The organism is Streptomyces sp. NPDC024687 (assembly GCF_055559055.1).
In genome coordinates this window covers 636,419-657,671 of record NZ_JBVHLJ010000003.1, presented here as the reverse complement: position 1 = coordinate 657,671, position 21,253 = coordinate 636,419, and the positions used below count along the sequence as shown (strand labels likewise).

18 protein-coding genes are annotated in these 21,253 nt (G+C 70.9%); 12 read left to right on the top strand and 6 right to left on the bottom strand.

The window, feature by feature from the left end; all coding sequences use genetic code 11:
• Positions 1–71: 71 nt before the first annotated feature.
• The 7 genes from mce to ACZ39I_RS14875 all read left to right on the top strand — a co-directional run bounded on the left by mce (position 72) and on the right by ACZ39I_RS14875 (position 10,032).
• Positions 72–512: a methylmalonyl-CoA epimerase gene (gene mce, locus ACZ39I_RS14905; RefSeq protein WP_007384751.1), complete on the top strand. Its 441-nt coding sequence runs from the start codon at positions 72–74 to the stop codon at positions 510–512.
• Positions 513–743: 231 nt separating this feature from the next.
• On the top strand, positions 744–4,622 hold the full coding sequence (gene scy, locus ACZ39I_RS14900; RefSeq protein ID WP_467244819.1) for a polarized growth protein Scy: 3,879 nt from the start codon (positions 744–746) through the stop codon (positions 4,620–4,622).
• 183 nt (positions 4,623–4,805) lie between these two features.
• Complete coding sequence (locus ACZ39I_RS14895) at positions 4,806–5,741, top strand: coiled-coil domain-containing protein (protein WP_403660622.1); 936 nt, start codon at positions 4,806–4,808, stop codon at positions 5,739–5,741.
• Positions 5,742–6,112: 371 nt separating this feature from the next.
• Positions 6,113–7,075 (top strand): ABC transporter ATP-binding protein, encoded by a 963-nt coding sequence (locus ACZ39I_RS14890; protein WP_467244817.1) that lies wholly within the window; start codon positions 6,113–6,115, stop codon positions 7,073–7,075.
• 2 nt (positions 7,076–7,077) lie between these two features.
• Positions 7,078–7,848 carry an ABC transporter permease gene (locus ACZ39I_RS14885; protein ID WP_467244816.1) on the top strand — a complete coding sequence of 257 codons (771 nt, stop codon included), beginning with the start codon at positions 7,078–7,080 and terminating at the stop codon, positions 7,846–7,848.
• A 112-nt stretch (positions 7,849–7,960) separates the two neighbouring features.
• Complete coding sequence (locus ACZ39I_RS14880) at positions 7,961–9,160, top strand: ABC transporter ATP-binding protein (protein ID WP_467244815.1); 1,200 nt, start codon at positions 7,961–7,963, stop codon at positions 9,158–9,160.
• Positions 9,157–10,032, top strand: a complete 876-nt coding sequence (locus tag ACZ39I_RS14875) for an ABC transporter permease (protein ID WP_467244813.1) — start codon at positions 9,157–9,159, stop codon at positions 10,030–10,032. The genes ACZ39I_RS14880 and ACZ39I_RS14875 overlap by 4 nt, the downstream gene beginning before the upstream one ends.
• A gap of 6 nt (positions 10,033–10,038) precedes the next feature.
• Here ACZ39I_RS14875 and ACZ39I_RS14870 read toward each other — a convergent pair whose 3' ends face one another.
• Positions 10,039–10,380, bottom strand: a complete 342-nt coding sequence (locus ACZ39I_RS14870) for a hypothetical protein (RefSeq protein ID WP_037721485.1) — start codon at positions 10,378–10,380, stop codon at positions 10,039–10,041.
• Positions 10,381–10,603: 223 nt separating this feature from the next.
• On the opposite strand from ACZ39I_RS14870, the gene ACZ39I_RS14865 reads away from it, so the two are divergent.
• Positions 10,604–11,632, top strand: coding sequence for an LLM class flavin-dependent oxidoreductase (locus ACZ39I_RS14865; RefSeq protein ID WP_403660607.1), 1,029 nt, complete (start codon positions 10,604–10,606; stop codon positions 11,630–11,632).
• A gap of 85 nt (positions 11,633–11,717) precedes the next feature.
• On the opposite strand, the gene ACZ39I_RS14860 is transcribed toward ACZ39I_RS14865, so the two are convergent.
• Positions 11,718–12,110, bottom strand: a complete 393-nt coding sequence (locus ACZ39I_RS14860) for an SCO5389 family protein (protein WP_007384741.1) — start codon at positions 12,108–12,110, stop codon at positions 11,718–11,720.
• 255 nt (positions 12,111–12,365) lie between these two features.
• Here ACZ39I_RS14860 and nucS point away from each other — a divergent pair, with 255 nt between their 5' ends.
• Positions 12,366–13,037: an endonuclease NucS gene (nucS, locus tag ACZ39I_RS14855; protein ID WP_403660604.1), complete on the top strand. Its 672-nt coding sequence runs from the start codon at positions 12,366–12,368 to the stop codon at positions 13,035–13,037.
• 133 nt (positions 13,038–13,170) lie between these two features.
• The gene (locus ACZ39I_RS14850) at positions 13,171–14,724 is read left to right on the top strand and encodes an alpha/beta hydrolase (protein WP_467244812.1); all 1,554 of its coding nucleotides are present in this window, start codon (positions 13,171–13,173) and stop codon (positions 14,722–14,724) included.
• Between the two features lie 27 nt (positions 14,725–14,751).
• Here the strand turns inward: ACZ39I_RS14850 and ACZ39I_RS14845 are convergent, their stop codons facing one another.
• The 4 genes from ACZ39I_RS14845 to ACZ39I_RS14830 form a co-directional block, all read right to left on the bottom strand.
• Complete coding sequence (locus tag ACZ39I_RS14845) at positions 14,752–17,274, bottom strand: ATP-binding protein (protein WP_467244811.1); 2,523 nt, start codon at positions 17,272–17,274, stop codon at positions 14,752–14,754.
• 228 nt (positions 17,275–17,502) lie between these two features.
• A complete protein-coding gene (locus ACZ39I_RS14840; RefSeq protein WP_352391241.1) occupies positions 17,503–17,826 on the bottom strand; it encodes an STAS domain-containing protein in 324 nt (107 codons plus the stop codon).
• 171 nt (positions 17,827–17,997) lie between these two features.
• Positions 17,998–18,846: a 3-hydroxyacyl-CoA dehydrogenase family protein gene (locus tag ACZ39I_RS14835; RefSeq protein ID WP_451475247.1), complete on the bottom strand. Its 849-nt coding sequence runs from the start codon at positions 18,844–18,846 to the stop codon at positions 17,998–18,000.
• Between the two features lie 137 nt (positions 18,847–18,983).
• Positions 18,984–19,625, bottom strand: a complete 642-nt coding sequence (locus ACZ39I_RS14830) for a TetR/AcrR family transcriptional regulator (RefSeq protein WP_403660592.1) — start codon at positions 19,623–19,625, stop codon at positions 18,984–18,986.
• Positions 19,626–19,705: 80 nt separating this feature from the next.
• On the opposite strand from ACZ39I_RS14830, the gene ACZ39I_RS14825 reads away from it, so the two are divergent.
• The gene (locus ACZ39I_RS14825; RefSeq protein ID WP_467244810.1) at positions 19,706–20,491 is read left to right on the top strand and encodes an ABC transporter ATP-binding protein; all 786 of its coding nucleotides are present in this window, start codon (positions 19,706–19,708) and stop codon (positions 20,489–20,491) included.
• Positions 20,492–20,498: 7 nt separating this feature from the next.
• Positions 20,499–21,248, top strand: coding sequence for an ABC transporter permease (locus ACZ39I_RS14820; protein ID WP_467244809.1), 750 nt, complete (start codon positions 20,499–20,501; stop codon positions 21,246–21,248).
• Positions 21,249–21,253: the final 5 nt, after the last annotated feature.

Genomic DNA, 21,253 nt, shown 5'->3' with positions numbered 1-21,253 from the left:
TGCCGTCATCGTCCCGTCGGTGTGATCGCGCGCACGTTGCGTAACCATCGCAGGAGCGCTGCACTGACAACATGCTGACGCGAATCGACCACATCGGGATCGCCTGTTTCGACCTCGACAAGACCGTCGAGTTCTACCGGGCCACGTACGGCTTCGAGGTGTTCCACTCCGAGGTCAACGAGGAGCAGGGCGTGCGCGAGGCCATGCTCAAGATCAACGAGACGTCCGACGGCGGCGCCTCCTACCTGCAGCTTCTGGAGCCGACCCGCCCCGACTCGACCGTCGCCAAGTGGCTGGACAAGAACGGCGAGGGTGTCCACCACATCGCTTTCGGTACGGCGGACGTCGACCAGGACGCGGCGGACATCAAGGACAAGGGCGTACGCGTCCTGTACGAGGAGCCCCGACGCGGCTCCATGGGGTCACGGATCACCTTCCTGCACCCGAAGGATTGCCATGGCGTACTGACAGAACTGGTCACTTCAGCGCCTGTTGAGTCACCTGAGCACTGACCCTCGTACATATGGGCCGGTAGGGTTGGGGGCGGTCGCCGCTCTTGCCAGGGCGACCGGGTCCTGCCCATGGCGGCAGAACCGAGCCGGGGTCCGGGTTTCGGGGGTCGAGAGTGGGCAGCAGCGCATGCTCCTCCGTTGATCTGACACCATTCCCCGGGGGCCCCGTTCGGCGGATGGACGGGGCTCGTTTGGAGAGACTTGCGACCAGGGGACGGATGGGACCGCGCAGTGCGGGGCTACGAACGCCAGGAGCGAGAGCCGGCGGCTGACGTCGACCACCTCTCTCGGTTCGAGGCCGAGATGGATCGGCTGAAGACCGAGCGGGAAAAGGCGATCCAGCACGCCGAGGACCTCGGCTACCAGGTCGAGGTGCTGCGCGCCAAGTTGCACGAGGCGCGGCGCACCCTCATGTCCCGGCCCGAATTCGGCGGCGGCGACATCGGCTACCAGGCCGAGCAGTTGCTGCGCAACGCGCAGATCCAGGCCGACCAGTTGCGCCAGGACGCCGAGCGCGAGCTGAGCCAGGTCCGCGCCCAGACCCAGCGCATCCTCCAGGAGCACGCCGAGCAGGCCGCACGTCTGCAGGCGGAGCTCCACCAGGAGGCCGTCACCCGCCGCCAGCAGCTCGACCAGGAGCTGGCCGAGCGCCGGCAGACCGTCGAGTCGCACGTCAACGAGAACGTGGCGTGGGCCGAGCAGCTGCGCGCCCGCAGTGAGTCGCAGGCCCGACGGCTCCTGGAGGAGTCCCGCGCGGAGGCCGAGCAGGCCATGGCGGCCGCCCGTGCCGAGGCCGAGCGGGTCACCACCGAGGCCCGTCAGCGCCTGCAGAGCGAGGCCGAGGCGGCCCGCGCCGAGGCCGAACAGCTGCTGCGCCGCGCCCGCGCGGACGCCGAGCGTCTGCTGGACGCCGCCTCCACGCAGGCCCAGGAGGCCACCGACCACGCCGAGCAGCTGCGTACCTCCACCGCGACCGAGTCGGACAGCGCCCGCCGCCAGGCCACCGAGCTGAGCCGGGCCGCCGAGCAGCGGATGGCGGAGGCCGAGGAGGCGCTGCGCAAGGCGCAGGCCGAGGCCGAGAAGGTGCTCACCGAGGCGAAGTCGGCCGCCGAGAAGACGCTCACGAGCGCCGAGTCGGCCAACGAACAGCGCACGCGTACGGCCAAGGAGCAGGTCGCCCGGCTGGTCACCGAGGCCAGCCAGGAGGCCGAGGCGACCAAGGAGGCCGCCGAGCAGATCGTCGCGGACGCCCGCGCCGAGGCCGAGAAGATCGTCGCCGAGGCCGCCGAGAAGGCCCGCACGCTCACCGCCGAGGAGAGCGCGACCCAGCTGTCCAAGGCGGCCAAGACCGCCGAGGACGTCCTCACCAAGGCCCAGGAGGACGCGCAGCGGACCACCAGGGCCGCCGCCGAGGAGGCCGAGCGGATCCGCCGCGAGGCGGAGACCGAGGCGGACCGGCTGCGCGCCGAGGCGCACGACATCGCCGAGCAGCTCAAGGGCACGGCGAAGGACGACACCAAGGAGTACCGCGCCAAGACGGTCGAGCTGCAGGAGGAGGCCCGCCGGCTGCGCGGCGACGCCGAGCAGCTGCGCTCCGACGCGGTCGCCGAGGGCGAGAAGATCCGCGCGGAGGCCCGCAAGGAGGCCGTCCAGCAGATCGAGGAGGCGGCCAAGACCGCCGAGGAGCTGCTCTCCAAGGCCAAGGCGGACGCCGACGAGCTGCGCCAGAGCGCCACTACGGACAGCGAGAAGGTCCGCACCGAGGCCATCGAGCGCGCCACCGCGCTGCGCCGGCAGGCCGAGGAGACCCTGGAGCGCACCCGCAACGAGGCCGAGCGGCAGCGCGCCGAGGCCGTCGAACTGTCCGAGGAGATCACAGCCGCCGCCGAGCGGGCCGCGGGCGAGCTGCGCGAGGAGACCGAGCGGGCCATAGAGGCACGCCGTGCCGAGGCCGCCGATGAACTGGCCCGGCTGCGCACCGAGGCCGAGGAGCGTCTCGCCGCCGCCGAGCTGGCCCTGACCGAGGCGCGTGCGCAGGCCGAGCTGATCCGCCGCGAGGCCGCCGAGGACACCGACCGGCTACGCACCGAGGCCGCCGAGCGGATCCGCACCCTTCAGCAGCAGGCCGAGGCGGAGGCCGACCGGCTGCGCACCGAGGCCGCGTCCGACGCGTCCGCCTCCCGCGCCGAGGGCGAGGCCGTCGCCGTACGGCTGCGCACCGAGGCCGCCACCGAGGCGGAGCGGCTGAAGTCCGAGGCCCAGGAGACCGCGGACCGGGTCCGGGCGGAGGCGCAGACCGCCGCCGAGCGGATCACCACCGAGGCGTCCGAGACGCTGGCCGCCGCCCAGGAGGAGGCCAACCGGCGCCGCCGCGAGGCCGAGGAGTACCTCGGTTCGGCGCGCCAGGAGGCCGACCAGGAGCGTCAGCGGGCCCGCGAGCAGAGCGAGGAGCTCCTCGCCTCCGCCCGCAACCGGGTCGAGGAGGCCCAGGCCGAGGCCGTACGGCTGGTCGAGGAGGCGGACCGGCGGGCCACCGAGATGGTGTCGGCCGCCGAGCAGCACGCCCAGCAGGTGCGGGACTCGGTCGTCGGGCTGCACGAGCAGGCGCAGGAGGAGATCACCGGGCTGCGCTCCGCCGCCGAGCACGTGGCGGACCGCACCCGGCGCGAGGCCCAGGAAGAGGCCGACCGGGTCCGTTCGGACGCCTACGCCGAGCGGGAGCGGGCCAGTGAGGACGCGGCCCGGATCCGTCGCGAGGCCACCGCGGAGACGGACGCCGCCAAGTCCCTTGCCGAGCGCACCGTCTCGGAGGCGATCGCGGAGGCGGAGCGGCTCAGGTCGGAGTCGGCCGAGTACGCCCAGCGGGCGCGCACCGAGGCCTCGGACGCCGTCGCCCAGGCCGAGCAGGACGCCTCGCGCACCCGGGCGGACGCCCGCGAGGACGCCAACCGCATCCGCTCGGACGCGGCGCGGCAGGCCGACACCCTCATCACCGAGGCGCGCAGCGAAGCCGAGCGGCTCACCGAGGAGACCCTCACCGACACCGACCGGCTGCGGACGGAGACGGTCGCCGAGGCCGAGCGCGTGCGGGCCGAATCGGTCGCCACGGCCGAGCAGTTGATCGGGGAGGCCACCGGGGACGCGGAGCGGCTGCGGGCCCAGGCCGCCGACACGGTCGGGCAGGCGCAGCAGCACGCGGAGCGGATCCGCAGCGAGGCCGAGCGGGTCAGGGCGGACGCGGCGGCCGCGGCCGAGGAGCTGGTCAACTCCGCGCGCGCGGAGGCCGATCGCACCCTCGACGAGGCCCGCCAGGAAGCCAACAAGCGGCGTTCCGAGGCGGCCGAACAGGTCGACACGCTCATCACGGAGACCGCCGCCGAGGCGGACAAGCTGCTCAGCGAGGCGCAGCAGCAGGCGCTCAAGACCACCGCGGAGGCGGAGGCGCAGGCCGACACCATGGTCGGCGCGGCCCGCAAGGAGGCCGACCGGCTGGTCTCCGAGGCGACGGTCGAGGGCAACGCGCGTGTGGAGAAGGCCCGTACGGACGCGGACGAGCTGCTCGTCGGTGCCCGCCGGGACGCCACCGCGATAAGGGAGCGCGCCGAGGAGCTGCGCGACCGGATCACCGGCGAGATCGAGGCGCTGCACGAGCGGGCCCGCCGGGAGGCCGCGGAGACCATGAAGTCGACCGGCGACCGCTGCGACGCGCTCATCAAGGCGTCCGAGGAGCAGCTCGCCAAGGCGCAGGCGAAGGCCAAGGAGCTGGTCTCGGAGGCCAATTCGGAGGCCGGCAAGGTGCGCATCGCCGCGGTCAAGAAGGCCGAGGCGCTCCTCAAGGAGGCCGAGCAGAAGAAGGCCACGCTGGTCCGGGAGGCCGAGGAGCTCAAGGCCGAGGCGATCCGCGAGGCGAAGCGCACGGTCGAGGAGGGCAAGCGCGAGCTCGAGGTCCTCGTGCGCCGCCGCGAGGACATCAACACCGAGATCTCCCGTGTCCAGGACGTCCTGGAGGCGTTGGAGTCCTTCGAGGCCCCCTCGGCGGGCAAGGACGGCGGCGTCAAGGCGGGCGCCGCGGTCGGCGCCCCTCGTTCGGGTAAGCCCTCGGACAGCTGACCGACTGGTCGGAATCCGGTGCCGTCTGGGGCCTTTGACCAAGTTTTTGGCAAGCCGTCCCGGGGTTAGCCACTCAAAAGGGGTGTCATTCTCCAGATCAAACACGTATCCGCTCGATGACACACCGCTTCGGCCCCTAGGATTCCCCCTATCACCTCACCGGTCTCATTTGACAGGAACCCCATGAGCGACACTTCCCCCTACGGCTTCGAGCTTGTGCGGCGTGGGTACGACCGCGCTCAGGTGGACGAACGGATCTCCAAGCTCGTCTCCGACCGTGACAGCGCTCTCTCCCGCATCACCGCCCTGGAAAAGCGCATCGAGGAGCTCCACCTCGAGACGCAGAACGCCCAGGCCCAGGTGTCCGACGCCGAGCCGTCGTACGCCGGTCTCGGCGCGCGTGTCGAGAAGATCCTCCGCCTCGCCGAGGAGGAGGCAAAGGACCTGCGCGAGGAGGCCCGTCGCGCGGCCGAGCAGCACCGCGAACTCGCCGAGTCGTCGGCCCAGCAGGTCCGCAACGACGCAGAATCGTTCGCTGCGGAGCGCAAGGCCAAGGCGGAGGACGAGGGCGTCCGGATCGTCGAGAAGGCCAAGAGCGACGCGTCGCAGCTGCGTTCCGAGGCCCAGAAGGACGCGCAGTCCAAGCGTGAGGAGGCGGACGCCCTCTTCGAGGAGACCCGCGCCAAGGCCGCGCAGGCCGCCGCCGACTTCGAGACGAACCTCGCCAAGCGCCGGGAGCAGTCCGAGCGCGACCTGGCGTCGCGTCAGCAGAAGGCGGAGAAGCGTCTCGCGGAGATCGAGCACCGCGCGGAGCAGCTGCGCCTGGAGGCCGAGAAGCTGCGCACCGACGCCGAGCGCCGCGCCCGCCAGACGGTGGAGACCGCGCAGCGCCAGGCCGAGGACATCGTGGCCGACGCCAACGCCAAGGCCGACCGGATCCGTTCGGAATCCGAGCGCGAGCTGGCGGCTCTGACGAACCGTCGCGACTCGATCAACGCCCAGCTGACGAACGTCCGCGAGATGCTCGCCACGCTGACGGGCGCCGCGGTGGCCGCCGCGAGCACCCCGGCCGACGACGAGCCGATCTCCCGTGGGGTTCCGGCCCAGCAGTCCCGGTAACACCGCCTGACGGCACCAAGGCCCGCACCTTCTCCCCCGACAGGTGCGGGCCTTGGCGTGTCCGGGGGCGACTGGTGCGCGAGAGGCGGGAAGACGTCGTCGGCGATATGGCCGGCCGTCGGGATCCCGCCGCGCTCGGCCGCCTGCCGCTGCCGTTCGGCGCCGGCCCGCAGCACCTCGAGTACGCCGCAGCACCTCGAGTACGTCCCCGCGCAGCGACCCGTGTCCGGCACCCGGCCGGCGACAACCCTCGTACGGCCCCCGCTCCCTGAGACGGAGGTCGACGGCTCTCACGTTATTTACCTCTCTCGTCAGCCTCCGTTTGCCCATACGGTTGGCATCTGCCGGACCCCGCACCTAGCGTGGTCCGCATGATCGAGCTAGCGGGCCTGACGAAGCGGTACGGCGAGAAGGTGGCGGTCAACAACCTGACCTTCACCGTCAGACCCGGCATCGTCACGGGCTTCCTCGGTCCCAATGGGGCCGGCAAGTCGACCACCATGCGCATGATGCTGGGGCTCGACCGGCCCACCGCCGGGGACGTCCGTATCGACGGCAAGCACTACGACCAGCTCAAGGACCCGCTCACGTACATCGGCGCGCTGCTGGACGCCAAGGCCACGCACGGCGGGCGCAGCGCCTTCAACCATCTGCTGTGTCTCGCGCAGAGCAACGGCATCCCGAAGCAGCGGGTGCACGAGGTTCTCGACACGGTCGGTCTCACCGCCGTCGCGAGGAAGAAGGCCAAGGGTTTCTCGCTCGGCATGGGCCAGCGGCTCGGCATCGCGGGCGCGCTGCTCGGTGATCCGCGGATCCTGATGTTCGACGAGCCGGTCAACGGGCTGGATCCCGAGGGCATCCACTGGATCCGCAACCTGATGAAGTCCCTGGCCGCACAGGGCCGTACGGTCTTCGTCTCCTCGCATCTCATGAGCGAGATGGCGCTGACCGCCGACCACCTCGTCGTCATCGGCCAGGGGCGGCTGCTCGCCGACACTTCCATGGCCGACTTCATCGCGCAGAACTCGCGGTCCTACGTCCGCATCCGCACCCCGCAGCGCGAGCGGTTGCTCGACGTGCTGCACGGGGCCGGGGTGACCGTCGTGGAGACCGGCAACGGCACGCTGGAGGTCGACGGCAGCAAGTCCGAGTACATCGGCGAGCTGGCCGCGCAGCACCAGCTCGTGCTGCACGAGCTGAGCCCGCAACAGGCCTCCCTGGAGGAGGCGTTCATGCAGCTGACCGCGGAGTCGGTCGAGTACCACGCCCACAGCGACACACCCGTCGAGGCACCGCAGCAGCAGCCGTGGGGCAACGGCTGGAAGGGGAACTGACCATGGCGGCGACCCAGGTCATCCGCTCCGAGTGGACCAAGATCCGGTCGGTGGCCTCCACGGTGTGGACGCTCTCCCTCGCCGTGGTCGTCACCATCGGGCTCGGCATCCTGATCTCGGCCCTGTCGAAGAACGAGTTCGACGACATGAGCCGCGAGGACAGGCTGTCCTTCGACCCGACCTTCATCAGCTTCGCCGGGATGAGCCTCGGGCAGCTCGCGATGATCGTGTTCGGGGTGCTCGTCGTCTCGAACGAGTACAGCACCGGCATGATCCGCACCTCGCTGGCCGCCGTGCCACAGCGCGGCACCTTCCTGGTCAGCAAGATCGCGGTGGCCACCGGGCTCTCGCTGGCCGTCGGTCTCGTCACCAGCTTCGTCACGTTCTTCCTCGGGCAGGCGATGCTCGGCTCGCACCGGGCGGAGATCGGCGACCCGGGCGTGCTGCGGGCCGTGATCGGCGGCGGCGTCTACATGACCCTCATCGCGATGTTCTCGATGGGTGTCGCCGTGATGCTGCGCTCGCCGATGCTGTCGCTGGGCATCCTGATGCCGTTCTTCTTCCTGATCTCCAACATCCTGGGCAATGTCTCGGCGACGAAGAAGATCGGCCGGTTCCTGCCCGACCAGGCCGGCAGCAGGATCATGCAGGTGGTCACCCCGATCGACGACGACACTCCGTACGGCCCCTGGGGCGGGCTCGGGATCATGGCGCTGTGGGTGGCGGTCGCGCTGATCGGCGGTTATGTCCTGTTGAAGAAGCGGGACGCGTGACGCGACGAGCCTTTGCTTTCATTTGAGCGGAACCGTCAGCGTCCCGATAAGCTCCTAACCCTTACGGGGGGCGTGTGCCCCGCTGTCCTGAACCTTGCGATGGGTGCGGAGCATGATCGAGGCAGTCGGCCTGACCAAGCGCTACGGCGACAAGACCGCTGTGTACAACCTTTCCTTCCAGGTGCGTCCCGGTATCGTCACCGGCTTCCTGGGCCCCAACGGCTCGGGCAAGTCGACGACCATGCGGATGATCCTCGGCCTGGACAACCCCACCTCGGGGCGGGTGACGATCGGCGGCCACCCGTATCGCAGGCTGCCGAACGCGGCCCGGCAGGTCGGTGCGCTGATCGACGCCAAGGCCGTGCACGGCGGACGGGCGGCCCGTAACCACCTGCTGTGCCTGGCCCAGCTGTCGGGGATCCCGGCCCGCCGGGTGGACGAGGTCCTGGGCGTGGTCGGCCTCCAGGACGTGGCCAGGAAGCGTTCCAAGGGCTTCTCGCTCGGCATGGGCCAGCGGCTCGGGATCGCGGCCGCGCTGCTCGGCGATCCGCAGGTGCTGCTCTTCGACGAGCCGGTCAACGGGCTCGACCCCGAGGGCATCCTGTGGGTGCGCAACCTGATGAAGGCGCTGGCCGCGGAGGGCCGTACGGTCTTCGTCTCCTCCCACCTGATGAGCGAGATGGCGCTGACCGCGGACCATCTCATCGTCATCGGGCGCGGGCAGCTGCTCGCCGACATGAACATCCAGGACTTCATCGCCGCGAACTCCGCGGGCTTCGCGCGCGTGCGCACGCCCGACACCGAGCCGCAGCTGCGCGAGAAGCTGTCCGCCGCGATCACCGAGGCGGGCGGGCACGTCCTGCCGGAGCAGGACGGGGCGCTGCGGGTGACGGGGCTGCCGCTCCCCCGCATCAGCGACATCGCGCACGACACGGACGTACGCCTGTGGGAGCTGTCACCGCACCAGGCCTCGCTGGAGGAGGCGTACATGCGGATGACGCAGGGCGCGGTGGACTACCGCTCGACCATCGACCAGAAGGCGGGCCTGATGCAGCCCCTCCCGCCGGGCGCGCAGCCCCCCATGCCCGTCCCGGGCCAGGGACAGCCGGACTGGTACGCCCCGCCGCCGCCCCAGCAGGGCGGGCAGCCGTTCGCGGCCCCGCAGGGCCAGGCGCAGACGGGCCCGTACGGCGCTCCCGGCGCGGGTGCGCCCAACCCGTACGCCCATCCCCAGCCCCCGGCCGCCCCGCCCGCGCCGCAGGCACCCGCACCGTCCGCCACCACCCCGACCGAGTCCGAGGACGCCCGATGAGCACCCCGCAGCCTTCGATGCAGCAGGCCCAGGCCGCCGTGCCGAACCGGCAGGCGGGCGGGCCGTCGTACCCCGGCTACACCTCGCCGATCCCCGTCGTGCGCACGCATCTCGGGAATGCCATCGCGTCGGAGTGGACGAAGATCCGCTCGGTGCGGTCGACGATCTGGACGCTCGGCGTGTTCGTGCTGCTCGTGATCGGGATCGGGCTGGGGGCCGCCGCCCTGGTCGCTGCCAATGCCTCGCAGGAGAGCATGGCGGGCGAGAGCCCGCTGCCCATGGGCTTCTTCGGTCTGCTGCTCGGCAGCATGTGCGTCATCACGCTCGGCGTGCTGACCACGGCCTCGGAGTACGGCACCGGAATGATCCGTACGACGATGGTCGCCTGCCCCTCGCGCGGCCGTGTCCTCGCGGCGAAGGCGATCGTGTTCTTCTCCGTCGCCTTCGTGGCCACCCTCGTCCCGGTCATCGTCGTCGCCCTCGTGGACGTGGCCCTGCTGGACGGCGCCCGCACCCCGACCGGCCAGGAGTGGCTGAAGGGCACCCTCGGCATCTCGCTCTACATCGCGCTGCTCGGCCTGCTCTCGCTGATCGTCGGCTCGATCATCCGGCACTCGGCGGGCGCGATCACCCTCATGATCGGTCTGGTGCTGGCCCCGCTGGTCATCGCGCTGTTCATGGTCTCGCAGTCCCTGGAAGGCCTGCGCCAGGCGCTGTTCGAGTACTCCATCCCGAACCAGCTCAGCGTGTTCTACGCCAACTCCCTCACCGACTCCGGCCCTTCGGGCTGGGACCCGCTGTGGATCATCGCCGGCGTGACGGCCGTCGCGTTCGCCGGCGCCTTCGTCCTGCTGGAGAAGCGGGACGTGTAAACAGCCCTAGAACCTCGGCGCGTTACGGGACCGCTGCACCCGCGTGGTGCGGCGGTCCCGCGCGTTCCAGCACGCCTTGTGCCAGTGTCTGCGCTCGTCGACACCCGAGTGGTCCGGCCAGGCCACCACGTGCGGGACGCCGTCCGGGATCATCTGGTCGCAGCCCGGGCACCGGTACGTCTTGCCCTGCGCGCTCGCCCCCGCCACGTGCCGGACGTTCCAGTCCTCGCCCTGCCAGTGCGTCGAGGACTGGAAGCCGCCGTACCGGCCGGAACGGTCGTCCTCGGCACTCCGGCCGGCCGAGTCCGACGAACCGGAACCCTTGGGTCGGTTGCGACGCGGGGACACAGGACACCTCACGGGGCTATACAGGAAGCAGGGACCGCGTCCAGCCTACGCGGGACGCGGCGGGGTACGCGTAGGGCACCAACCCCCACAAGTCCCCCTCCGGGGCGACCCATTCTGAAGACAATCGGCAAATCTTTTCGCGAGGCCGTGTCCTCGGCACGTGTCGGGCGGTTATGCCGCGTGGGGGAGCTCCGTGTCGGAGCCAAGGAAGCAGGAAAAGCACATGCACGTGGGAAGTTTCGTGTTGGCGGCCCAGTTCCCGGGGCAGGGCCAGGGGGAGGCGCTGCACCGCGCGGTCCGCTCGGCCGAGGTCGCGGAAGAGGCCGGACTCGACGCGGTCTGGCTGGCAGAACACCACTTCGTACCGTACGGCACCTGTCCGTCGGCGATCACCCTGGCGGCCCTGCTGCTGGGCCGCACCCGCCGTATCCGGGTCGGCACCGCGGTGAGCGTGCTGCCCACGGTGCACCCGGTGGCCCTCGGGGAGCAGGCCGCGCTGCTGCACATGACGAGCGGCGGGCGCTTCTCGCTGGGAGTGGGGCGCGGCGGCCCGTGGGTCGACCTGGAGGTGTTCGGGTCGGGTCTCGAGGCGTACGAGAAGGGCTTCCCGGAATCACTCGATCTGCTGGTGCGCTGGCTGCGCGAGCCGTCCGTCGGGGCGGACGGCGAGCGCTTCCGCTTCCGCGAAGTGCCGGTCGTGCCGCGGCCGTCGGAGGCGCTCACGGAGGTGGCGGGTCCCGAGGTCATCGTCGCCTGCACCTCCCCGGCGAGCGTCCGGCTGGCGGCCGAGCGCGGGCTGCCGATGCTGCTCGGGATGCATGTCGGGGACGAGGAGAAGGCGGAGATGGTCGCACTGTGGCGCAGGCAGGCGCGCGCCGCCGGCCACGCGCCGGAGAAGGTCCTGGACGCGCCCCATGTCTCGGCCGGTGTCTGCCAGCTCGCGGACCGGCGCACGGACGCGGTGGAGGCCCTGGTGAAGGCGATGCCGGGCTGGCTCAGGCAGGGACTCGGCGCCCATGTCACGGTCGACGGGCGCGCACGGCAGATGCGCGATCCGGTGGCATACACCGAACTGCTCTGCGGGCTGCACCCGGTGGGCACCCCGCGGCTCGCCGCCGACCGCCTGGCGGCGACCAGCGAACGCACGGGCGTCACCCGCTTCGCCCTGCTCGTCGAGGGCTCGGGAGACCTGGCGGCCACCGAGGAGAACGTACGGCGGCTGGGTGCGGAAGTGCTGCCGCATCTGACCTGAATCGGAACAACCCTGTCCGGCGGGAGCTTGCCGCCCCGTACTGATGCACCTCCCGCGTACGGAGCGGCAAGCGAGCGGCGCCGCGTCAGCAGTCCCGGAACTCCGGAGACTGGTTCAGCAGCTGACTGCGCACCGAGGTGAAGCGGACGAGCGTCTCGTCGACGGAGGAGTCCAACGGGAACACCGCCACCCGGTGGCAGTTCTGGAAGGCCAGCCGCACACCGAAGTGCCGCTGAAGCGCGCCGCGTATCGCGTCACTCGCAAGCGCACGCAGCAGCTGACCGCGTGCCTGCTCGTCCGGCGGGGGCGTCTGGTTGTCGGCGAAGTTGCCACCGTCGACCTTCAGCTGGGCCACCAGGGAGCTGATCATCTCCCATGCGTAGGGCAGGGAGGTCCGGACGCAGTCGACGAATTCGGCTTCGTCGACCTCGCCTCGCTCGGCCTTCTCGAGTAGGGCCGGTGAGACGTCGAGCGACATGGGTTCTCCTCTCGCACCCCCGATTCCTCAGGGGTTGCCGGACAGATGAGGGAGTTCGCGCGACCGGACACGCTCAGTACACGCCTCGCGACCTCCCGTTCACTACGGTAGGCAACGGACGGTGACGGCACCAGGAGAATGCGAACAAAGGGCACTCCCAACAGGCCCACAATCGGCCACAAGTGAACAGGGTTTCTCCACAGCCTTACGGGCCGAATCGCGTGGACATGCGCCCGTCGAGTAGCGTTGCCGACCATGCGTCTCGTCATTGCCCGGTGTTCCGTCGACTACGCGGGCCGGCTCACCGCCCACCTGCCCTCGGCCCCCCGTCTGATCCTGGTGAAGGCCGACGGCAGCGTCTCCATCCACGCCGACGACCGGGCCTACAAGCCCCTGAACTGGATGTCGCCGCCCTGCACGTTGAAGGAGGGGACCGGCGACGACGAAGGCGTCTGGACCGTCATCAACAAGGCGGGCGAGAAGCTCATCATCACGATGGAGGAAGTCCTGCACGACTCCTCGCACGAACTGGGCGTGGATCCGGGCCTGATCAAGGACGGCGTGGAAGCACACCTCCAGGAGCTGCTCGCCGACCGCATCGAAACGCTCGGCGACGGCTACACGTTGATCCGCCGCGAGTACATGACGGCCATCGGCCCGGTCGACATCCTGTGCCGGGACGCCGAGGGCCAGACGGTCGCGGTGGAGATCAAGCGGCGCGGCGAGATCGACGGCGTGGAGCAACTCACCCGCTATCTCGACCTGTTGAACCGCGATCCCCATCTCGCCCCGGTCCGCGGCATTTTCGCGGCCCAGGAGATCAAGCCCCAGGCCCGCGTCCTCGCCACCGACCGCGGCATCGGCTGCACGGTCCTGGACTACAACGCGCTGCGGGGCATCGAGGACGACAAGCTGCGGCTGTTCTGACAGCGCGTCTTCTTCTACGACGACGAGGGCCAGGTCCGAGGCACGGACCCGGCCCTCGTGCTGTGCCTGAGCTGCTGTCGGAGACGGCTTGTACTCTGCATTCATTCGATGATCGGACGACACGGGGATTTCGATGGGTGACGCACATCCGATACGAAGCCGCAGAACGGGCCTTTCGGTCGGTGTGCGGATTCTCGCCGTGGTCGTCCTCGCCGCGATCGGTGCCGTCGGCGCCTGGCTTCAGCATGACGCTCCCGGCCGGAGTGCTGAGCCGCGTACGGAGTTCACCGCGAACAACCCGCCCGCCGGTCTGCCCACCGCGCTCACCACCGGCCAGCGCCTCCACTGGTCCCGCTGCACCTCGCCGCCCACCGCGCGCACGGGCTACGACTGCGCCGTCATGAAGGCCCCCCTCGACTACCGGAAACCAACCGGCAGGACGATCGACGTCGCCCTGATCCGCCGTAAGGCCACCGGCCCGAACGCCCGGCGCATCGGCTCGCTCGTCCTCAACTTCGGCGGCCCCGGCGTGTCCGGCGTGCGCGGATTACCCGCGCGCCTCAACCAGTACGAGCCGCTCCTCGACCGCTACGACCTGGTCTCCTTCGACCCGCGCGGCGTCGGCGCGACCATCCCCGTGCGCTGCGGCAAGAACGCGGACGACACCGGCTACGACGGGGCCGACGCCTGCAAAGAGCACTCCGGGGCGCTCCTCCCGTACATCGGTACCTCGCACACCGCCCGCGACCTCGACCTGATGCGCTACCTCCTCGGCGACGAGCGGCTGCACTACTTCGGCGTCTCGTACGGAACGGCGCTCGGCGGGGTCTACGCCCACCTGTACCCGTCGCACGTCGGACGGCTCGTCCTCGAAGCGTCCGTCGATCCGACCGAGGACCTCAACGAGGAGCAGGTGTCGCAGGTCAAGGCGGTCCAGGCGGCGTTCGACCGGTTCGCCGCGCACTGCGCGGCCCGTATCCGCCACTGCCCGACCGGCGATGGGCCCGAGGAGGCCGCGCGACGCATGGCACGCCTGGCCGACCGCCTGGAGAAGACACCCGCCCCGGCCGACGGCGGAAGGAACCTCGACGCCGACGCCCTCGCGCTCACCGTCAGTGACTTTCTCGACCTCGGCACAGACGGCTGGTCGCCGCTCGCCAAGGCGCTGACCGCGCTGATCGACCACAACGACGGCGGTCCGCTGAGCAAGGGCGCGGACGACAGCGGCTCCGCCGACCGCGCGGCGCCCCCACGCGACAACAGCCGCGCCGCCCGGACCGCGATCACCTGCGCGGACTCCAGCCTGCGTCCTGGCTTCGAACGCCTCGGCAGGGACGAGGCCCGTATCAAAGCCGCCTCACCCGTCTTCGGCGAGACCTGGTCCACCGGCGTCTACCTCTGTTACGACTGGCCGTTCGACGGCGAGCGCGCCACGCTCCAGGTGAACGCCGACGGCGCGGCCCCCGTCCTGGTGGTCGGCGGCACCGGCGACCCGACCACCCCCTATCCCGGCGCCCGCCACATGGCCCGCGCCCTGGGCGACGGTGTAGGCGTTCTCCTGACGGCCGAGGAAGAGGGCCACGGCACCTACCCGCAGAACCGCTGCGTCGCGGAGGCGGTCGATACCTACCTGCGCACGGGCCGCACTCCTGCCGTGGGGACGGTGTGCCGGGGCAGCATGTCCTGAGGCCCGTACGGATCCGCGGTCAGAGCACTAGATGACGGACCCGCTCGGTGAACTCACCGTGCTGCTCTCCGGCGCGCCGGCCGAGCTGCTGGTCTCCACCGGGGCGGAGGAGGCGGGACCGCTGGCCGAGGTGGCGTTGCTCGGGGTCGTGGCCGTCGGGGTGGGCGTGGACGTCGGCGTATCCGAAGGCTTGGGCGACTCGGACGCCGACGATGTCGGTGTACCCGGGCCCGTGGATGTCGACGGCGTCGGCGACGAGGGCTTGGGCGTCGTCGGCTTCGGGGACGTCGGCGTACCGCTGCTCCCCGGCCCCTTCGTCCCACTCGCCGTGTCCGAAGGCTCCGCCGTCCCCGTGGGCGTCGGATCGTCCGAGGTCCCGTACGTCCCGTCGGGCCCCGGGTCGGTCGGGCGGGACGTGGCCGTGCCCGTGTCAGCCTTGCCGTCGTCGCTCTTCGGGACGTCCGCGCCGAGGTTGCCGTCGTCGATGCCGACGCTGGCCGAGGGGTTGACGCCCACCTCGTTGGACGGGGCGTTCGGGTCGTTGCCGGAGGTGGCGCCCAGCGTCACGACCGTGCCGAGGACCGCGACCAGCAGCGCACCCGCGCCGGCCGCGACGAGGTTGCGCTTGGCGAGGCCCTTGAGTCCGCCGCGGGCCTTGCGCGAGGGCGCGGGCGTGGACGGCGAGCGGTGGACGACGATCGTTTGCGAGTCGGCCGGCGGCTGGAGCGGCGGGAAGGCCGTGGGGACTCCCCCGGGCGGTGAGGCGGACTCGTCGTACCGGGCGTCGGGCACCTCCTCGCCCGCCGTCGCACCGAGACCGGCCAGGCCGGGCGCGGTGCCGTCCCGGTCGGAGACCAGGGTCAGGGCGCGGCGGCCGGCGACGGTGCCGCGCTTGTCGGCGAGGGCGCCGCGCAGGCCGATGGATGCCTCGAGTTCGGCGCGGGCCCGGTCGAGCTGTCCGCCGCAGAGCGCGAGGATGCCGAGTTCGTGGTGGAAGTAGGCCTGTTCGGACACCTCGCCGGCCAGCCGGGAGGCCTCGGAACCGGCTCGCAGGCAACGCTCCCAGGCACCCCAGTGGCCGCCGGCGGCGAACGCGGGCGCCGCCGTGCGGGCCAGCTGCACGGTGACGGCCTCCTCGCCCTCGTCGGGCGCGGTGGTCGCCGGGACCAGGACGGTGAGGGCGGCGAGCAGGGCGTCGGCCTCCGCGCACACCCGCTCCGGGGTGACCGAGGGGTGTCCGGCCCACCAGGCGTAGTGCTGGGCGGCGGTGTGGGCGCGGCTCTCGGTGTCGTCGCCGTATCCGGCGGCCTCCAGCTGGGCGAGGACACCGGCGGCGAGTCGGTAGCGGGAGCCGACCGGGGAGACCAGGCCGCAGTCCGCGAGCTCACCGAGGGCGGCGTCCGCGTGGGTGTCGCCGATCAGGGCGGGCAGGTGCGCCTGGTGGGGCACCTCGCCGCCGAGCGCGACGGCGAACCGCAGGGTGGCACGGGCGGACTCGCTCAGCCGGGAGGCGAGCAGCGGGGCGGGTGCCGCGGCCTCGCCGAGCGCGGGCAGGGCGATCTCCTCGCCCTCGTCGGCAGCGAGCGGGGCGTCGACCGGGACCGCGTCGGCGAAGACACCGAACTCGTCGACGGCGCTCGCCCCGGCCCGCAGCCGGTCGCGCTGCCTGAGCAGGGCGCCGGCCTGGACGAAGCGCAGGGGCAGGCCCTCGGACTCGAACCAGAGGTCGCCCGCCCAGTTCGACTCCTCCTCCGTCAGCACCCGTCCGACGGAACGCTCCAGGAGCTCCACGCCGTCGGCGCGCTCCAGGCCGCTGAGGAAGACCTCCTCGACGGCGGAGTCGGCCGAGGGCGCGGGCACGTCGGGAGTGGCACCGATCACGAAGGCGCACTCGGGGGTGGCGTCGAGCAGTTCATCGAGGGCCGCGCCGCCGAACTCGATGTCGTCGAGAACGACGACGGCGCCGATCTCCCGGACGCAGGAGAGCAGTTCGTCCCGGTCGGGGCGGTGCAGCGGCGAGTCGAAGACGGCGTGGAAGAGGTCGTACAGCAGCTCGCCGGCCGTGCGGTGGAAGCCGGTGAGGCGGACCACGCCGTCGGGGGCGAGGTCCGAGCAGTCCTCGGCGACGAGGTCGAGGAGGCTGGTGCGGCCGGAGCCGGCGGGGCCGGTCAGGCGTACCGAGCGGCCGCGGGCGAGCAGCCGTACGAGTCGCTCGCGTTCGTCCTGGCGGGCCAGGAGGTGCAGCGCGGTGCGGGTCGGTCCCGGTGGGACGGGCGGGCGGGCCGCGCGGTCCACCTCGGCACGTTCGGCGATGCCGTACTTCTCGGGCCGGCCGGGCCGCTCGCCGGGCGGGCATGCCTCTATCTCGCTGCCGTCGACGGGGTTGACGGTGAGCAGGAAGTCGCCGGCGACGAGCTGCACGGTGCGGGCGAGCGCGGGCGAGTGCTGGCCGAATTCGGATGTGAGGGAGTCCCTGGGAGGCCGCTGACGCGGCGAGCCGCCGTCGTCGTGATGGCCGTACTCCTCGGGTCCCCGGTTGTTCGGGTCCATAGGTTCAAGCCCCCCAAAAGCGTCTCGTGTGCCGACAGTGGCCCTCCCGGCCTGCAGCTCACCGCGCTGTCGCTTCTGGTCCGGGCCCGCTCGAAGGAAATGAGGCAGCGGGCGACCGAACCCTAAACCTTCGCACAGTATCTACGACAGCCCGGGGTACCGCGCCGTCCGAGACGTCACAGTCTCGTGAGGATTGCGCGTGACATGCGTTTCGCCACGGCGGCCCGGTCAGACGCGGGGCAGGGACTCCACGCCGATGCCGCCCTCGATCGCCAGGATCCGGTGCAGCCGGGTGGCGACCAGGAGGCGCTGCATCTGCGGCGGTACGTGGCGCAGCACCAGCCGGCGGCCGCAGCGGCCGGCCCGGCGGTGGGCCCCCATGATCACCCCGAGACCGGTGGCGTCCCAGGAATCCAGCTCGGACAGGTCGAGCACCAGGTCGCCGGCTCCGTCGTCGACGGCCGAGTGCAGGACCGTACGGGCGTCCGCCGCGCTGCGGACGTCGAGGCGGCCCCCGACGACCAGCTCGGCGTGGTCGCCCCTGATGTACATATGCGCTCCCCGTGAGTGCGTGTAGTACTCCACGAATTTGCATGTCCAGTGATGACACCTCTGACTGCGTAGGGCGGCCAGAGGTTGCCGTCTGTAAGCGAACCGATACCGAATTCACCCTCGGGTGTGAAACCAGAGGGGCTTGTGCGGTTACGGTGGCGGAAAAAACCGTCAGTGCTTGTAGAAGCCCTGCCCGCTCTTGCGTCCGATGTCACCGGCGTCCACCATCCGGCGCATCAGCTCCGGCGGGGCGAACTTCTCGTCCTGGGACTCGGTGTAGATGTTGCTGGTGGCGTGCAGCAGGATGTCGACGCCGGTCAGGTCCGCCGTGGCGAGCGGGCCCATGGCGTGGCCGAAGCCCAGCTTGCAGGCGAGGTCGATGTCCTCGGCGGTCGCGACGCCCGACTCGTAGAGCTTGGTCGCCTCGACGACGAGGGCGGAGATGAGACGGGTGGTCACGAACCCCGCCACGTCCCGGTTGACGACGATGCAGGTCTTGCCGACGGACTCGGCGAACTCCCGCGCGGTGGCGAGGGTTTCGTCGCTCGTCTTGTAGCCGCGGACCAGCTCGACGAGCTGCATCATCGGCACCGGCGAGAAGAAGTGCACGCCGACGACCCGCTCCGGGCGCTCGGTGGCCGCCGCGATCTTGGTGATCGGGATCGCGGAGGTGTTGGAGGCCAGTACGGTGTCCGCGCGGACGATCTTGTCGAGCGTGCGGAAGATCTCGTGCTTGACTTCGAGCTTCTCGAAGACGGCCTCGACGACGATGTCGGCGTCGGCGGCCGCGTCCAGGTCGGTGGTCGCGGTGATCCGGGCGAGGGCCGCGTCGGCGTCGTGCGCCTCCAGCTTGCCCTTGCTCACGAACTTGTCGTACGAAGCCTTGATTCCGTCGGTGCCGCGCTTCAGCGCTTCGTCGGTGACATCCCTCAGGACCACGTCCCAGCCCGCCTGGGCGGAGACCTGGGCGATGCCGGAACCCATCAAGCCGGCGCCGATGACGGCAAGCTTCCGTGCCACTGTTGCGACTCCCCTTTGAAACGCCTTACGCCCTGTTTACGTTGCCTCTGCGGCGGACACTAGCGCTCGTGAAGGGCTGTGTGACCGGTTAGTAATGCGCGTCACGTCTCATCTGACGGACATCACACCGGTAGCTGTCACGAGTGGTCTCGTACGGCGTAGTTGAGCACCTTATCGCTCAACAACTCCTCCATGTCGTCGAGAAGCGCGAGCGTCTCTCGTGACACTTCGTCCGGTTTGCGCCCGGCGACCATTTCGCGTCCGATGCTGCCCATGACCGTCTGGTGGAGCCAGTTGATCTGACCGGCGATCAGGGCGGGCAGCGGATCGCCGGGGGCGGCGCCGGTCTCCTCGCGCAGAGTCTCCTCCAGGTTCTCCTGGACCTCCTGCTGGATGCTCCACAGCCGGGAGCGGAGCGTGGGTGCGTCCTGGACGACCCGCATGAAGCGGTCGTAGCCCGCCAGCAGGCCGACCCGCGGCGAGACCGCCTCGACCTCGCCGCGCAGTTCCCTCAGTACGGCCGCGGCCGCCGACTCGCCGACGTCCCGGCCGCGCACCCAGCGCGAGAGCCGGTCGACGATGCCTTTGCTGCGGTCGAGGAAGAGGTCCTCCTTGGCCGGGAAGTAGTTGTAGACGGTGTTGACGGAGACGTTCGCGGCCTCGGCGACCTCGGCGACCGTCACCGCGTCGAATCCCCGCTCGATGAACAGGCCCGTCGCGACGTCCGAGATGTACTGCCGGGTCTGCCGCTTCTTCCGTTCCCTGAGCCCCTCTGCCATGTCCCGATCCTATCCGTTCTTGGGCTCCCTCAAATTTTGGGGCCATTGCAAAATTTCAGTGACTCTGTTTTTCTGGCTCCATGGCAACCGTCATCAGCGCGGCCGGACTGGCCCGCACCTTCCAGACCAAGCACGGCCCCGTCGAGGCCGTCCGCGGAATCGATCTCGCCGTCCGCGAGGGCGAGATCCTCGGCTTCCTGGGCCCGAACGGCGCCGGGAAGACGACCACCCTGCGGATGCTCACGACCCTCCTGGCACCCACCGGCGGCGCGGCCACCGTCGCCGGCTGCGACCTCGCGACCGACGCCGCGGGGGTACGGCGGGCGTGCGGGTACGTGGCCCAGTCGGGCGGGGTGGATCCGCAGATCTCCGTGCGGGAGGAGCTGGTCACGCAGGGGCGGCTCTACCGGCTGACGAAAAACCAGGCCGTCGCCCGTACCGCCGAGTTGGCCCGCGACCTCGGCCTCACCGAACTGCTCGACCGCAGGTGCGGCATGCTCTCCGGCGGCCGGCGCCGCCGCCTGGACATCGCGATGGCGCTCACGCACCGGCCGAAGGTGCTGTTCCTGGACGAGCCGACCACCGGACTCGACCCCGCCGGCCGCGCCGGCCTGTGGGACCTGATCCGCCGTCTGCGCGACGAGTACGGCACGACCGTCTTCCTGACCACCCACTACCTCGACGAGGCCGACGCCCTCTCCGACCGACTGGTGATCGTCGATCAGGGCGTGGTCGTGGCGGAGGGCACACCGGCCGCGCTGAAGCTGGAGTTCGCGGGCTCCATCGATGCCTCGCTCCAGGACACCTTCCTCGCGATCACCGGCCGCAGCGCCACGCCGACCGACGCCGCCCCCGTAGCCGTATAGGAACCCCATGCTTCTCCAGGACACCGCTCTCATCTACGGCCGCTACCTGCGCCAGTCGCTGCGCTCCCGCATCGCCCTGCTCTTCGGTGTGCTGACGCCGCTGCTGTATCTGCTGTTCTTCGGCCCGCTGCTCACCGATCTGCCGCTCGGCGGACAGGGCAGCTCCTGGCAGGTCCTCGTGCCCGGGCTGCTGCTCCAGCTGGGGCTGTTCGGGGCGCTGTTCGCCGGCTTCCTGATCATCATCGAGAAAAGTCAGGGCGTGGTGGAGCGGATGCGGGTCACCCCCGTCAGCCGGCTCGCCCTGCTGCTGGGCCGGGTGCTGCGCGACGCCACGGTGTTCGTCCTCCAGGCAGTGCTGCTGGTCCTCGCCGCGGTGGCGATGGGGCTCCGGGCCCCGTTGACCGGCATCCTGATCGGCTTCGCGTTCGTCGCTCTGCTGACCGTCTCGCTGGCCTCGCTGTCGTACGCGCTGGCGATGAAGGTCCGGACCCCCCAGGAGTTCGGCCCGCTGATCAACGCCGTGTCGATGCCGTCGATGCTGCTGTCCGGCCTCATGCTCCCGATGACCCTCGGCCCGGCCTGGCTGGACGTCCTCTCCCACCTCATGCCGCTGCGCTATCTGGTGGACGCCGTGCGGGACGCGTACATCGGCTCGTACACGACGCCTCACATGCTGTACGGCGCCCTGGTCGCCGTGGCCCTCGCGGGACTCGCCGTGACGGTGGGCACACGGGTCTTCCGGACGTCCGGGGCGTAACTACG